This window comes from Paracoccus fistulariae (assembly GCF_028553785.1).
GTDB classification, from domain to species: domain Bacteria; phylum Pseudomonadota; class Alphaproteobacteria; order Rhodobacterales; family Rhodobacteraceae; genus Paracoccus; species Paracoccus fistulariae.
The window spans coordinates 25357-40546 of the sequence record NZ_CP067137.1; the positions used below are offsets into that span (position 1 = coordinate 25357).

Annotated in this window: 14 protein-coding genes; 11 read left to right on the forward strand and 3 right to left on the reverse strand. The window is 58.0% G+C overall.

The features are described from left to right. The first annotated feature begins 70 nt into the window (after positions 1-70). Positions 71-1195 (forward strand): ABC transporter permease, encoded by a 1125-nt coding sequence (locus JHX87_RS18050; protein ID WP_271886923.1) that lies wholly within the window; start codon positions 71-73, stop codon positions 1193-1195. A gap of 1 nt (position 1196) precedes the next feature. Next, positions 1197-2012 (forward strand): ATP-binding cassette domain-containing protein, encoded by an 816-nt coding sequence (locus JHX87_RS18055; protein ID WP_271886922.1) that lies wholly within the window; start codon positions 1197-1199, stop codon positions 2010-2012. 489 nt (positions 2013-2501) lie between these two features. Here the strand turns inward: JHX87_RS18055 and JHX87_RS18060 are convergent, their stop codons facing one another. After that, complete coding sequence (locus JHX87_RS18060) at positions 2502-3059, reverse strand: hypothetical protein (RefSeq protein ID WP_271886921.1); 558 nt, start codon at positions 3057-3059, stop codon at positions 2502-2504. A 120-nt stretch (positions 3060-3179) separates the two neighbouring features. Between JHX87_RS18060 and JHX87_RS18065 the strand changes: the two genes are divergently transcribed. Then, on the forward strand, positions 3180-3362 hold the full coding sequence (locus JHX87_RS18065; RefSeq protein WP_271886920.1) for a hypothetical protein: 183 nt from the start codon (positions 3180-3182) through the stop codon (positions 3360-3362). Positions 3363-3922: 560 nt separating this feature from the next. Here the strand turns inward: JHX87_RS18065 and JHX87_RS18070 are convergent. After that, on the reverse strand, positions 3923-4204 hold the full coding sequence (locus JHX87_RS18070; protein WP_271886919.1) for a hypothetical protein: 282 nt from the start codon (positions 4202-4204) through the stop codon (positions 3923-3925). A 514-nt stretch (positions 4205-4718) separates the two neighbouring features. On the opposite strand from JHX87_RS18070, the gene JHX87_RS18075 reads away from it, so the two are divergent. From JHX87_RS18075 to JHX87_RS18105, 7 genes are all read left to right on the forward strand, one after another. Continuing rightward, a complete protein-coding gene (locus JHX87_RS18075) occupies positions 4719-5843 on the forward strand; it encodes an ABC transporter substrate-binding protein (protein ID WP_271886918.1) in 1125 nt (374 codons plus the stop codon). Beyond that, complete coding sequence (locus tag JHX87_RS18080; protein ID WP_271886917.1) at positions 5833-6903, forward strand: FecCD family ABC transporter permease; 1071 nt, start codon at positions 5833-5835, stop codon at positions 6901-6903. The genes JHX87_RS18075 and JHX87_RS18080 overlap by 11 nt, the downstream gene beginning before the upstream one ends. After that, entirely contained in the window at positions 6897-7703 is an 807-nt protein-coding gene (locus JHX87_RS18085) for an ABC transporter ATP-binding protein (protein WP_271886916.1), read from the forward strand. The genes JHX87_RS18080 and JHX87_RS18085 overlap by 7 nt, the downstream gene beginning before the upstream one ends. A 33-nt stretch (positions 7704-7736) precedes the next feature. Beyond that, positions 7737-8951 carry an IS256 family transposase gene (locus JHX87_RS18090; RefSeq protein WP_272833674.1) on the forward strand — a complete coding sequence of 405 codons (1215 nt, stop codon included), beginning with the start codon at positions 7737-7739 and terminating at the stop codon, positions 8949-8951. Between the two features lie 404 nt (positions 8952-9355). Then, positions 9356-9559: a hypothetical protein gene (locus tag JHX87_RS18095; protein ID WP_271886987.1), complete on the forward strand. Its 204-nt coding sequence runs from the start codon at positions 9356-9358 to the stop codon at positions 9557-9559. A 466-nt stretch (positions 9560-10025) separates the two neighbouring features. Further along, positions 10026-10985, forward strand: a complete 960-nt coding sequence (locus tag JHX87_RS18100) for an IS110 family RNA-guided transposase (RefSeq protein WP_272833779.1) — start codon at positions 10026-10028, stop codon at positions 10983-10985. Next, entirely contained in the window at positions 10946-12715 is a 1770-nt protein-coding gene (locus tag JHX87_RS18105) for a heparinase II/III domain-containing protein (RefSeq protein ID WP_272833966.1), read from the forward strand. The genes JHX87_RS18100 and JHX87_RS18105 overlap by 40 nt, the downstream gene beginning before the upstream one ends. On the opposite strand, the gene JHX87_RS18110 is transcribed toward JHX87_RS18105, so the two are convergent. Further along, complete coding sequence (locus tag JHX87_RS18110; RefSeq protein ID WP_271886879.1) at positions 12701-13411, reverse strand: hypothetical protein; 711 nt, start codon at positions 13409-13411, stop codon at positions 12701-12703. The two genes, JHX87_RS18105 and JHX87_RS18110, sit on opposite strands and share 15 nt — an antisense overlap. Positions 13412-14105: 694 nt before the next feature. On the opposite strand from JHX87_RS18110, the gene wecB reads away from it, so the two are divergent. Beyond that, positions 14106-15185, forward strand: a complete 1080-nt coding sequence (gene wecB, locus JHX87_RS18115) for a non-hydrolyzing UDP-N-acetylglucosamine 2-epimerase (protein ID WP_419182194.1) — start codon at positions 14106-14108, stop codon at positions 15183-15185. The last annotated feature ends 5 nt before the right edge of the window (positions 15186-15190 follow it).

Consider the following 15190-nt stretch of genomic DNA (forward strand, 5'->3'; position numbering starts at 1 on the left):
GGGGCGCCGCGGATGTGGCGTCCTGCACTCTCGTCTATCCTTGAAAAACTAGTCACCGGGGAGATGTCGCATGTCAAACGCGACCCAGCCCACGGCAGAGCCAGACGAGCGCGTCAAAGAAATCTCTGCATTTCGAAAGGCGCTGATCCGTCCCGAACTGGGCGGCATCGTCGGCACGGTTGCCGTATTTACGTTCTTTTTGCTCTTTGCAGCCGACAGCGGCATGTTCACCAGTCAGGGCGTCATGAACTGGTCGGTGGTTTCGGCGCAATTCGTTATCATCGCGGTTGGCGCCTGCCTGTTGATGATCGCCGGAGAGTTTGACCTGTCCGTCGGGTCCATGATCGGCTTTGCCGGCATGATGATCGCGATCTTCTCGGTCTCTTATGGCTGGCCGGTCTGGGCCGCCATCCTGACGACCTTTGTTCTTTGCGTCGCCATCGGTGCGGTCAATGGGTTGATCGTCGTCCGAACGGGTTTGCCCAGCTTTATTGTCACGCTTGCCTTTCTGTTCATCCTTCGCGGTTTTACCATCTTCCTGCCACAGACCATCGAGCGGAAAACCATCATCGGGGGTGTCACCGATGTCGCCGAAGGTGATTGGCTGGCCCCGGTCTTTGGCGGAAAGATCTTCAAGGGATTTTTCACCTGGCTAGGCGAGAACGGGCTGATCGAGACGTTCGAACGCGGCACCAACACGGGCAAGCCGGTTGTCGACGGCATTCCGATGCTGATCGTTTGGGCCATCCTGCTGATCGTGTTCGGGCATGTGTTGCTGACAAAAACCAAGTTCGGCAACTGGATATTCGCTTCGGGCGGGGATGCCGAAGCCGCGCGCAATTCCGGCGTGCCGGTCAGCAAGGTCAAGATCCTGATGTTCATGTTCACTGCCTTTTGCGCAACCGTTTTCGCGGTCTGTCAGGTGATGGAGTTCGGCTCGGCCGGTGCGGACCGGGGCCTGCTGAAGGAATTCGAGGCGATCATCGCGGTCGTGATTGGCGGGGCGCTTTTGACCGGCGGCTACGGCTCGGTCATCGGGGCTGCACTTGGTGCGCTGATCTTTGGGGTGGTGCAGCAGGGTCTGTTCTTTGCTGGTGTTGAAAGCTCGCTGTTTCGCGTGTTTTTGGGCGTGATCCTTTTGGGAGCGGTCATCCTGAACACCTATATCCGGCGTATTATCACGGGGGAGCGGTGAGATGAGTGATGAGCAACGGGCCACAGCCACGGCGCCTGAAGCGGCACCGATTATCGAGATGCGGAACATCGAAAAGCACTTTGGCAGCGTGATCGCGCTGGCGGGTGTCAGTTTCGATGTGCGCGCAGGCGAGTGTCATTGCTTGCTGGGCGATAACGGTGCAGGCAAATCGACATTCATCAAAACGATGTCGGGTGTTCACAAACCGACAGCGGGCGAGATCTATTTCGAGGGCAAGCCCATGCATTTCGAGGACCCGCGCGACGCGATCGCCGCCGGGATTGCGACGGTGCATCAGCACCTTGCCATGATCCCGCTGATGAGCGTGTCGCGCAATTTCTTCATGGGCAACGAGCCCGAGCGAAAAGTGGCTGGGATCCGCTTTTTCGACAAGAAACATGCCGACGCTGTGACCGTGGATGAAATGCGGAAGATGGGCATCAACCTGCGTGGCCCGGATCAGGCGGTTGGCACACTGTCGGGGGGAGAGCGTCAGACCGTAGCTATTGCCCGGGCGGTGCATTTTGGCGCCAAGATCCTGATTCTGGACGAGCCGACCTCGGCCCTTGGGGTGCGCCAGACCTCGAACGTTCTGGCGACCATCGACCGCGTCCGTAAACAAGGCGTTGGCGTTGTGTTCATCAGCCACAACGTGCGCCACGCCCTTGCGGTCGGCGACCGCTTTACCGTGCTGAACCGTGGCAAGACCTTGGGGACGGCAAAACGTGGAGAGATCTCGCCCGAGGAATTGCAGGACCTGATGGCCGGCGGGCAAGAGCTTGCGCAGCTTGAGGGCTCGCTCGGCGGTACGGTCTGACTTCCTTTGATGGCAGGGGGCGGCCTGATCAGGCTGCGCTTTTCGGGATCAGGTCAACACCACTTTCGGCGAGCGGCACCGTCAGGTTGTTTTATTGTTCGGGTCTGGCCAAGACCTATTTGAACCGCCCGGCATTTTTTGGCCCAGTCCAGACAGGCCGCTTGGCGCGGGCCTCCCAACCTGCCAAGGGCTTGACGGGAGCCGTAGCAGAAATGGGCCGGGTCGCTGAAGTCGCTTTGATAGGTCAGTGTCACAATCGCGGCCTACCGTTTAATTTTCGCCGCACGCCACAGATGGGCGCCAACCGGCTGCTTGGAGCGAGGCTGTCGGCTTTGGGCATAGGTCTGCTGGAGGGTGGGGATGTGCGTGTTCATGGCAGGTCTCCTGCGGGTGGTATGGGCGTGGGGGCGCGATCGCTGGTCCGGGTGGATCAACGGAGCGCAAAGCATGCGTGACGTAGGGCCAGCCGAGGCTCCGGCTGGCGATGGGTCAGGGAGTTTGGGAGCGATCTTCGCGGATCGCGACACCGGTCGGGCGGCGGGTCAGATCCAGAGCCTGTTCGCCCGGTCGGCCTCGAATTCCGCGTCCCAGCCGTGCAGGTCCAGCATGATCAGCGCATGCAGATGGCCGGATCAGGCCGGGGATACGGCTGCCATAGCCATAGCGGGTCAGTCTGCAAAGCCGCAGGCAGTGCTGCACCTGTCGGCTGCCCGCGTGGAACTCGGCGCAGGTCTCGGCGCTCAGAAACGCCCAGATCGCGTCCCCCATCTCCAGCAGCAGCGCATCGTCGGGATGACAGGCATCCGCGTCCAATAGCGCGGCCAGAATCTGGATGACCCGCGCATGCGCCTCTTCCGAGGCAATCAACCACGGGCGCCAGGCCGGATCCCAGCAATCGATCTCGCACATGTCAGCCTCGGCCGTGACGTAATGCGAGAGCGCGTCGGTCAACTGATCGAACAGCGCCAGAACGGGGCTGGTATAAAGGGCAGCAAGCGGCAGGGGTTCAGTCGCGCTATCGCGCGTGGTAGGCGTCAAGACAGCCATGGGGATCTCCTTATAGATCGTCGTGGTCAGAGCGAGGGTGAAAGGTGCGAACTTTCCCCTTGCTCGCGCATCATGTAGTGTTGTAGTCATTAAGTCAACCGGCTTTTTGAGGAAAATCGCATGACTGAGACAAAGAAGATGGGCCGTCCGAAAGCGGACACCGAGGTCATTACCTTGCGCATGCAGCGATCCATGCTTGCCGCCTTGGATGACTACCGTCGCGACGTGCCTGACCTGCCAACTCGGCCAGAGATGATCAGGCGAATATTGGCCGATGTGCTGAACCTCGAAGAGGAAAGCTGATCGAGGAAAGGGCGGACCTTTCTGCAAGGATCACTCCGGCCCATTGGTGACGCGACGCCCTTGAGGGATAGAATGCCTGGGTTTGTCAGAGCCGCCCGATTGGATAATCCATCCTCAGGTTCTGATCAGGAACATCTTTGCTGGTCGAGGCAACCCTGGTGATCAGGGTCGACTTCTGATCCTGGCTGCTCTTTTGAAGGAAAATATCCGCTTCATCTCGTCTGCCCGATAATCCCTCCCGATCAGGTTCGCCCCATATTATCGGGTCGGATAAAACCCCGGCGGGTATTATCGGGCAGTTGTTGAACGAGTGGCCGGTCGGTCCCGGAGGTGGTGCCCGCATCAGTCAGGTGATGCCCTTGCCAGGGCCAGAACGCGCCGAACCCGCTGGAAACAAGCCGATAAATTTTTATCCCGAACAGGAAACGGACCGCGTCCAACGCTCGGCCGCGGTCCGTTTGGCATCTCGGGTAAAATCCGGGTCGGTAAATGGGGGCGCCGCGGTCGTCGGGCAACGGAAGCGCGAAAGCCTACGAAAGCTGACTCTCGCACCCCAAGGCTCAGCCCGCGGCCCGCCGACGCTTGCGGCCATCCGGCCGCGCCTTGCCCTCACGCCCGATCGCCCGCAGATAGCTGCCAAGCGTGCTGGCGCTGATCGCGATGCCGCAGTCTCCCAACTGGCCGGCAAGATCACCCAGCGAATAGCCCGCCGCCCGCGCTGCCCGGATCTCGGGCGCAAGCGCCGCCACGGCGTCCCGAGCCGTCAGGCTGGCCCGGGGTTTGGGTGGCAGCGTCTGCAATTCCTCGCGCAGCATCTCGATCGTCTCGGGGGAAATGGGCATCGTCGGTCTCCTGTTGTGTTGGCCGACCGATATATTAAGCGCGTTTCCGCGCCGCGCCACAACCGCGTCACCGCAATCCACAGGGAAATGCGTCACGGGATCGGCCAACTGAAAACAGCGCGACATCAGCGGAATATCCTTCCCCATCGGGCCGCGCAGCGGGGCGGTGCGGTAGCTGTGGTGTCCGGCGTCAGCGTCAATGGGACAGTTCAGGGTGATTTGATCAGAGACAGAAACCCGGAACCAGGCAGGGCCAAGGTAAGAACGTCGTCAAGGACATCCGCCGTGCGACGCACAAACAATATTCGGCCGCGGAGAAGATCAGGATCGTGCTGGACGGCCCGAAGGGCGAGGACAGCATTGCCGAGCTGTGCCGACCGCTCTGTGCCCGAGGATGAAAAGCGCCGCGCCCGTGGGACAGGCGAGAGGGGAAAATAGCCCTCCCCAGCCATTAGTTGACAAATTAACTCGGAAAATATAGCCCGTATCGAACATCTCAACTGGAGCGTCGCGCATGTTCACTCGATTTTCCGCAAGTGCAGCCGTGCTGGCTGCGGCGTATTTCTCGCAGGCTTTGGCAGATCCCGTGACCATTACCGACGTGACCGGACGAGAGGTTACGGTGGAGGCGCCGGCAAAGCGGATTATCCTCGGCGAGGGGCGGCAGATCTACCTGCTTGGCGTGCTGGAACGCGAAGCGCCCTTCAGTCGCGTGGTGGGCTGGCGCGAGGATCTGCTGCAAGCCGACCCCGATACCTATGCGCTTTATGCCGGGAAATTCCCCGAACTCAAGGATCTGCCCACCTTTGGCGGCTTCAAGGATGGCACTTTCGACGTCGAGCAAGCCGCCGCGCTGGATCCTGATGTCGTGCTGATGAATTTCGAGGCGAAGCAGGCGACCGAGGATGCGGGCTATGATGACAAGCTGGCCGAACTGGGCATTCCGATCGTCTATGTCGATTTCCGCGAGGATCCGATGGCCCATAGCATCCAGTCCATGCGCATCATGGGCCAGCTGATCGGTCAAGAGGAAAAGGCCGAGGAATATATCGGTTTCGTCGAACAGCAGATGGCGCGGGTCACCGATGTGCTGGCCGATGCCGAATTCGAACGCCCGAGGGTCTTTGTCGACCGCGCCGGCGGCTATTCCGATGATTGCTGCATGACCTTCGGCGCCGGCAATTTCGGCGACTATGTCGAGATCGTCGGCGGCACGAATATCGCCAGCGACATTCTGCCCACCACCTTCGGGACGCTGAACCCTGAACAGATCATTGCCGCCAACCCCCAGCAGGTGATCGTCACCGGCGGCCAGTGGGAGGCCTATGTCCCCGGCGGTGCCTGGGTCGGCCTGGGTCCGGGATCGGACATGGCCGAGGCCCGCAGCAAGCTGGAAGCCCTGACCCACCGCACCGCAATGACCGGCATCGACGCCGTCAAGACCGGAGAGGTTCACGCCATCTGGCATCAGTTCTACGACAACCCCTATTATTTTGTGGCGGTACAACGTCTGGCGAAGTGGTTTCACCCAGAACTCTTCGCCGAGCTCGATCCAGAAGCTACATTGCAGGAGCTGCACGAACGTTTCCTGCCGGTGCCCTACAAGCCCGGGTATTGGGTCTCTTTGAATGAACAGTAATGCAGGCCCCAGCGGACAAGCTGCTGAAGGGCGCGATTTCTATCGCGCCCTTGTTCTTCGCAGACAGATGATCCTGCTGGGGCTGTCGGTGGCGTTGCTGATAAGCCTTTGCGTGGATCTGGCACTGGGACCGGCGAATTACGAACTGGGACAGGTCATTCGGGCGCTGTTCCTGCCCGGCGCGGTGGACGATCAGTTACGCGTTATCCTGTGGGAGATCCGGATGCCGGTCGCCCTGATGGCGCTGGTCGTCGGTGCCAGCCTGTCGGTCGCGGGCATGCAGATGCAGACCATCCTGAACAACCCTCTGGCCAGCCCCTTCACTCTGGGCATCTCAGCCGGGGCGGGGTTCGGCGCGGCACTGGCGCTGGCCTTCGGGGTGTCGCTGTTTCCGCTGGCGGTCGATTATATCATTCCGGTCAATGCCTTTCTGATGGCCATGCTGACATCGCTGGCGATCTATGCACTTAGCCTGCGGCGCGGCGTGACCAGCGAAACCATCGTGCTGCTGGGGATTGCGCTGGTCTTCATCTTCAACGCGCTGATGTCGCTGATCCAGTTCTTTGCCAGCCAGCAGGCGGTGGCGGCCGTGGTCTTCTGGACCATGGGTAGCCTGACCAAGGCGACATGGCCGAAACTGTGGGTGTCGCTGGCGGTTCTGGTCGTAGCCATTCCACTGCTGGCTCGGCGCGGCTGGTCGCTGACTGCCATGCGGCTTGGGGATGCCAAGGCGGAAAGCATGGGCGTCAACCTTCGCGGGTTGCGTCTTGAGGCGCTGATGATTGTCAGCCTGCTGGCCTCGATCTCGGTGTCCTTTGTCGGCACCATCGGCTTTATCGGGCTGGTCGGGCCGCATATCGCGCGGATGCTGCTGGGCGAAGATCAGCGCTTTCTGTTGCCCGGAGCCGCCATTTCCGGGGCGCTGATCCTGTCGGTGGGATCGGTCCTGTCGAAGATGATCATCCCGGGCACGGTAATCCCGATCGGCATCGTGACATCCATCGTCGGCATCCCCTTCTTTCTTTATCTGATCCTGAACCGCCGGGTGGCGACATGGTAAGCCTGCAACTGCGTGACGTTTCCGCCGGCTATTCTGGCAATGCGGTAATCTCGGGCGTCTCGACACCGCCCCTGCACGGGGGGCAGGTCGTTGCATTGCTGGGGGCGAACGCAGCGGGTAAATCGACGCTGTTCCGGCGCATCTTCGGCCTTTTGCACGGCGGCGGGGATGTCCAGGTCGAAGGGGCCAAAAGCGCGAAACCGATCGCCTATATGCCGCAGGACAATGGCGCGCGCCCGGTTCTGTCGGTCTACGAATCCATCCTGCTCGCGCGGATGCAGGGTCGCCGACTGAAGGTCTTTGACGAGGATCACGCCAAGGTCGAGGAGATGCTGCGCCTGCTGGGCATAACCCATCTGCGCGGCCGTAATCTCGGCGATCTCAGCGGCGGACAGCGCCAGATGGTCAGCGCGGCACAGGCATTGGCACAGGACCCGCAGATCCTGCTGCTGGACGAGCCGACCTCGGCGCTGGATCTCAGCCATCAGATCGACCTGCTGTCACTGCTGCGCAGGCTCGCGGATGAGCAGGGATTGCTGATCATTGTCGCGCTGCACGATCTTGGTCATGCCCTGCGCTTCAGCCATGCGGCAATCGTGCTGCATCAAGGCGGGCTGATCGCCTGCGGACCGACCGGTGAAGTCATTACGCCGAAACTGCTGGAGGAGGTGTTCGATGTCGAGGCAAGGATCGAGTGCTGTTCCAGGGGGCGCCCGCAACTGATTGTCGATAGTCGCCTTCAGAATTCGCCGATCAGCTCCAGGCTCTCCGAGAGTGTCCGGTCTTCTGTGGATGGCTGATTGGGTCCATGCTTCCTGAGAGGAGCAAGGACCATGACGATTTCGAACGAACTGCTGGACGAGCTGCTGAAAGGCTGCAAGCGGCCTGAGGATCTGCTGGGCGACGCCGGGCTGATGAAGGAACTGAAGATCCGGCTGATGGAGCGGATGCTCGGGGCCGAGTTGACGGCACATCTGGGCTATGAGGCTGGTGCGGAGCCGCCGGCTGAGCAGACCAACCGCCGGAACGGGATCGCGACGAAGAGGGTGAAGGGCTCGGACGGCGAGGTGCCGCTTTCGGTGCCGCGAGACCGGGAGGGCAGCTTCGAGCCCGAGCTGGTGAAGAAGGGCCAGACCCGGATCGATGGGGTGGATGACAAGATCATCGGGCTTTACGCTGCTGGGCTGTCGGTTCGGGACATCCAGGCCCACCTGGAAGATCTTTACGGCCTGCGGGTTTCGCCCGACCTGATCAGCCGCGTCACGGATGCCGTGCTGGACGAGGTCCGCGAGTGGCAGCACCGGGCGCTGGACCGGATGTATCCGATCGTCATTTTCGATGCCCTGCGCGTGAAGATCCGCGATGCTGACAGCCGGATGGTCAAAAACAAGGCCGTTTACATCGCCTTGGGCGTCACCCGGGAAGGGGATCGCGAGGTTCTGGGGCTCTGGATCGCCGACAACGAGGGCGCGAAGTTCTGGCTGTCGGTGATGAATGAGCTGCGCAACCGGGGCGTTCAGGACATCCTGATCGCGGTCGTGGACGGGCTGAAGGGCTTCCCCGAGGCCATCACTGCGGCCTTCCCCGAGACCACGGTCCAGACCTGCATCGTTCACCTGATCCGGCATTCGATGAACTTCTGCAGCTGGAAGGACCGCAAGGCCGTGGCGGCCGACCTGCGCCCGATTTACGAGGCCCCCACCGCTGAGCAGGCCGCCCGCCAACTGGGTGCCTTCGAGGAGAAATGGGCCGGGAAATACCCATCCATCGCCCCGGCCTGGCGCCGGGCATGGGCGGAAGTGACCCCGTTCTACGCCTTCAGCGCGGCGATCCGGAAGATCATCTACACCACGAATGCGGTGGAATCGCTGAACCGCGTGCTGCGGAAAACGCTGAAGACCAAGGGCTCGTTCCCAACCGAGGAGGCCGCAACGAAGCTGATCTTCCTCGCCATCCGCAACTTCGAAAAGGGCGGCCGCGCGGTCCGGGAATGGGTTGCGGCCCGCAATCAGCTGGCCATAATGTTCGCAGGGCGCTTCGACGCCTGAACGTATCTGAAAACCGCATGGGCCACATCAGATACACAGAGTTTCAGACACTCCCGGCTCTCGCCTGACCGGAGCCGAAGGAAGGTTAACTTACGCAACCATATCTCGCAGCAGATTGAATTGCGTCTGATTGAAGCACTAACAAACGGGACCACCCGAGTGAGGCCTATCATCGCGGCCTATATTTCCCTCTGCGCCCCGGAACTTTCTCCCTATGCGAAGCAGGATTTCGTCAACACCTTCCTCAATCCGGATCTCAGCCTGTCAGGCCGCAAGCAGCCGCATATCTGCCACACGACCGCTGCTTGTCCGCCACTTCTCCAATCCCTAGGCGTGATTGATGACATGTGCCCTGATTTCGTACTATACCCTATCGCGGGCGTTAAAACAGGCAGGAGGACGCCATGATCGGTATCATCAGGAAGATCCAGAACTACTTCGCGGACCAGGTGAATGTTAATACCGCAGGATCCGCTCATGCTTCGATATCGACCGATGATGACCTTCACAAAGATGTCGAGCATGGTATCCCGGCCATCGCCTACACCCATACTGCGCTGGCACGCGAACATGGCGCTACGACTTGGTACCAAGAAGAATACAAGTGAACATCCACGTGGGATGTTCACTTGTCGCTCGGCTAGACTCTTTCCAAAATACCGCGACACTCCGAGGTTGATGTAGGCTCCAGCCCCATTGATTTCGGACGTTTGGCGTGATTCATGCTCTTCAAGGAGACCTGATCGATGAGCAACCTTTTCTGGCTGAGCGAGGCACAGATGGCGCGCCATCTGCGTGTCGTTCAGCCAGAATAGATCGCTCATGTCACCGCTCGCTTTTCGCGGCAGTGAATCACGCTACGGCTTGCCGATCAATGGGTCCTGACCCTTCTGTATCTGCGCTCTGCTAAACTTGCCCCGTCACGGACCCCGGCCAGGGTCAGTGACGGGGTGGTGCGCGACGTCTGACCCTTGTGGCATGACCACGCTTCTTAGCCTGTCGGCACCGCCTCTCTTCATCGTCTCGAACAGTTGATTGCGGCCTTGCAGGACCGCGCACCAGAAGGAAGAGAGCATGGACAACCTATCACATGGCCGCGTTATCGGCATAGATGTCAGCTGCGACTGGCTGGACATTCATTGCCTCCCCGATGGCCATCGCCTCAGAGTGCCAAACGCTGCGGCAGGTCATGCTGCCGTGGCGAGTCTTGCCCGGGACCGAAATGCCATCGTCTGCTTCGAGTCGACAGGTGGTCAAGAATGGCAGCTCTGGGCGCTTCTGGAGGCAGAGGGTGTTGCGGCCCGCCAAGTGCCACCCGCACAGGTAAAGGCGTTTGCGCAAAGCCGCGGCACGCGCGCCAAGACCGACCGGATCGATGCGGAACTCATCGCCCGCTTCTTCGTGTTCCGGCCCGAAGCAGGCCGCGGTCTTCCCACAGAAAAGCTGCGCCTTCTCAGAGCTTTGACATCAAAACGAGCCCAGTTGGTCGAAATGCGCAAACGTCTTCTGGCTCAAATCCGCGCGCACCAGAAACTGGGAACCGCTTTGATGTTCGAGGACGTCGACAGCGAACTGAAGCAAAGGATCGACGGTATCATCGAGGAACTGGAAGACCGGATCACCCGAGCCATCGCCAGCGACGATCACCTGTCAGAGGTGGCTGCCGTCCTCCGCTCCATTCCTGGGATCGGCCCTGTTGCCAGCTCGATGCTGATCGCAGAAATGTCCGAGATCGGCACCATCACCGGCGAAGAGGCCGCAGCACTCACTGGATTAGCACCGGTCGCACACGACAGCGGAACTCTTCGTGGGAAGCGCGCCATCGCCGGAGGGCGCCGCGCCCTGCGGCACGTGATGTTCCAGGCGGCCTTAGTCGCAGCACATCACAATCCAAACCTGAGGTCCTTCGCAGATCGTCTCCGCAAGGCTGGCAAGCCGCACAAGGTCATAATCACCGCCGTCGCCAGAAAGCTGGTCACCGTCGCGAACGCGCTATGCAAAAACCGTCAGAAATGGGTCGCCACTGCTCCCTGACAGATACAGTTGCTAATCACTACCTCCAAAAGATGTACGGGCATCGGCCCGCCGAAATGTCTGCGGTGTTGCTGAGTGGATTGCCTCCTGCTATCGATGTAGGCAATCATCCTGACGCAGGTTCAATTCGCCGATACGACAAGAAAGTAATTAGCAATATGATAGCCGAAGAGCTGCTGAGATCAGCCAACCCTGCCGCGGCGAAATTTCTTCAGAAATCCAATTCCGGCCGACGCCATTTAGATTACAAGAGACTACAAGACCTGCTCGACGGCGGCGTATTCAAGGCAACGAGCTTCGACGCAACGCGAATTGACGTCGTCGGCTTCGATTGGGAGGCACCTGGCTTTGATCGTAACTGGTGGTGGCAACTGCAACCTCTTCCCTTCCTCGAATGGTATCGTAACAGTTACGAAATCCAAAGCGATGAGGAAAAGTTAAAGTACTACAAAACCTGCAGGGACGCGATTATTTGGTGGAAAAATACCGCAAGTTGTAATGAAAAATCTCCTCTCGCATGGCACGATCACACTGTAGCCTATAGATTAAAGAACATCGCAAACTGGCTTTTATTCTGCCACCTGAACGAGCTTGGAAGTGATAATGATGCTGCCGATGATGCATTGGCAAATATTCTAGTTCAACACTTCGATTGGCTGAAGGAAGATGATCACTATTCTAGGCACACCAATCACGGTTTCGATCAGGCGATGATGGGTCTTGTGGCCGCCCTGATGTACTCAGCGCCTGCGTTTCAGGAATATCGAACACTTAACAGGAAACGTCTGAAAGATGAGGTTGAGTTTGCCTTCACTACGGAGGGCGTCCATAAGGAAAATAGTCCAGGCTATCAGAAAACGATGACTCGAAGATTGAGACAGCTAAAAACACTCTCGATCTTTGGAGAGTCGGAATTGGTCGACCTAGGTGAAAGATATATGGCTTCCGCAGAAGAATTTCTTTCTACAATTACCTTGCCAAATGGGCTCCTTCCAATGGTGGGCGACACGCGAGGCGGCGACGTAGGACTGCCCTACATTCAAAAAAAGAAAATAGATATCTGTGACTATACGGCGTCGGGATACGTAATCGTTCGCGGAACTGTTCTGGGACAAGATTTTCACCTTCTGTTCAAGAATTCACATCTATCGCACTATCACCGCCACGACGACGATCTGTCCATTCATCTATACTTCGGGGGTCATGTATTTTTGGGAGATGGTGGTCTGGGGTCACATAATGAGACGGATGAGCGGCGCAAGCTACTCAGATCCTGCCTCTCTCACAATGCTCCATATATCATTGACCAGGATTCGATCAGGGTACCATCCTATTTGAACGGCTTTATGCCGAGCACACGAATTATCGGCTCAAGAATCGTCGGTGAAAGCTATAGTTATGGGATAGCTCTTCGCCGTGAAGTTGATTTGGAAAAGCTGATAGATGGGATTATCACATTGAGGGACACAGCACCACAATCCAAAGGCTCTGTAGTGGCATCAAATTTTTATTCCAGCATTGACTGCGTTCAAGATCATAATTGCTTGCATTTCGGCACTGAAGGTGCTCGCAAAATTAGACTATCTGTTACAGACGATACGGTTATAAAAAGAGAACGCACCTTCCATTCCGCTGAGTTCGGAAAGTTTACTGAGGCTTCCGCAATAAGTCTATCACGAAGGCAAGGCCCGAAGAAAAACAATGTCGAGGTTACCTTAGCCCTCTTTTAGATGTTGCGGGATGCGCAGAGCACTTCTGCCTTGTGTAAAAATCTCCGCTATCTCAGAAATTGAATGCGTGAGGCCGTGGCCAGATCCAAACCGAACCTCTAAACTGAAGTTCACATTTGCATTAGCAAGATGGGAGGCAAATCTAAGCGTTTGCTGCTGAATATAATCAGGTTTATCCCACCTAATCCCAGATAGTATATAACTGGTATCCTGTCCGGGGTCTATGATGTTGGTAAGATCGTTATATCTGTCATCAACAATATTTCCAAAAATAGGTGAGAAGAATCGTTTCATGCCTCTTTCAGAGTAAGTGGAGCCAAGCAACCAGGTTTGTGCAATATTTGCATAAACCGCAGTAGCATTTTGGAGGGTGCCATGAAGGATCGCCGCATAGCCGCCCATGCTGCTGCCGCAAAAGTACACCTCCTTGCCCTCGTAAACATTACTGATGAGCTGCGGCATGGCATCCAACCAGAAAAAGTCACCACCTTCTCCTAGAAACCAGGATCCCGCCTGATCTACACCAAAATCATCAATCGGACAGAGAACGTTCCAGTTGGCATGGCGAAATTTGGAAGCCCTAGGATTTCGTGCGTGGCCGTGAAATATGACGAGAAGCGGTGCCGTCTCGTCGGCAGCAGGAGTATATCTGTACCTAATATTCCTGCCTGCGGCCTCTAGCGTATATTCCGACATAGGTGCTTTACCTTAGCTGTGGCTGAGCGAGATCTCCGCTGCCGCCAATAGGTTAGTCCAGAGTGCTTATTAGTGCATCGTCGTTTGATGTTCTACCCGATGTACGCTCGGCCTTTGCGGGAATTTTCGTCCGATGAGCGGGTGCAAGTACTGGCGCCTGACGCTGATTTCTTTAGTCCTGCATGGACGCGGCGCGCAATGGCGTTGAATGCTGGTCCCTCATCTGCGTATCGACGCCAACTCCTCGCGGTTGGGCCGCAGGTGCATACCTTCATATTGGAACTGGGAACTCGCCCGGGAAACCTTCCCGTTGCGCTGCTTAAACCCGGCCTAATACGGCTTGCAAGGTATGCATGATAGGTTATTATTATCGAATAAAATCAACTTTCTACGATATTTCGAGGTGCGTTATTCCGCTCGGCTTTCACAGACCAGCGCCCTCTGCAAGCTAAGATTTTGGCGCAGGAAACTTTAAAAAAACCGAAGGTAGCTTAGCGGCGCCACATCAAGACAGTCATCTCTTTACACTGTGCACGGTATCAAAGCATTAGCTTAAACGCGCGGGCATGGCTGCTTTTGCGGGTGGCACAGTCATTCAATTGCTGGTAGAAAACGCGCGAAATGTTCGACGGAAGAATGGAATAGAAAATTGCGTGTCCTATCAGTTTTCGGGACGCGTCCCGAAGCGATCAAGATGGCGCCAGTTGTGAACGGCCTGACCCAAGATCCGCGCTTTGAAAGTCTGGTCTGCGTCACCGCACAGCACCGTGAAATGCTGGATCAGGTGACCGAGCTGTTTGGCATTCGGGCCGACTACGACCTTGACGTCATGCGGCCGGGACAGGACCTTTATGGAGTCACCAGCGAGATCCTTCAGGGGCTGAAGCAGGTCCTGGCCGAGGCGCAGCCGGATATCGTGCTGGTGCATGGCGACACCGCGACGACGCTGTCGGCGACGATCGCCTCCTATTACGCACAGATCCCCGTCGGCCATGTCGAGGCGGGGTTGAGGACCGGGAACCTCTATTCGCCCTGGCCCGAGGAGGGCAATCGGCGTGTCACCGGTGCGCTGGCCGCGCTGCATTTTGCGCCGACCGACAATTCGCGCGATAGCCTGTTGCGCGAGAATATCCCGGATGCGCGGATCGTGGTCACCGGCAATACCGTGATTGATGCGCTTTTGAATGTCGTGGAGCGTATCGAAAAAGATCCGCAAATCAGCCAGGAGATCAGCAGCCGGTTCGATTTTCTTAACCCGGCCAATCGGATCGTGCTTGTCACCGGGCATCGCAGGGAAAGTTTTGGCGGCGGTTTCGAACGCATTTGCCGGGCGCTGCGGGAGATTGCCGACCGCTTTCCGGATGTGAATGTCGTCTATCCGATGCATCTCAACCCCAATGTGCGTGAACCTGTTCAGCGGCTGCTGGGTGGGGCGGAAAATATTCACCTGATCGAGCCGCTGGATTACCTTCCCTTCGTCGGATTGATGAACCGCTCTTATTTGATCATCACGGATTCGGGTGGGATTCAGGAAGAGGCGCCCTCGCTTGGCAAGCCAGTGCTTGTCATGCGCGACACGACCGAACGCCCGGAAGCGGTGGCGGCGGGTACGGTGCGCCTGGTCGGGACCGACACCGATGTGATCGTGTCGGAAGCCACGCGGCTTCTCAGCGATCAGGCCGCCTATGATGACATGAGTTTTGCGCATAACCCCTACGGCGACGGACAGGCAGTCCCGCGCATTCTGGACGCGCTCATCAACTTCAAGAAGTGAAAAGA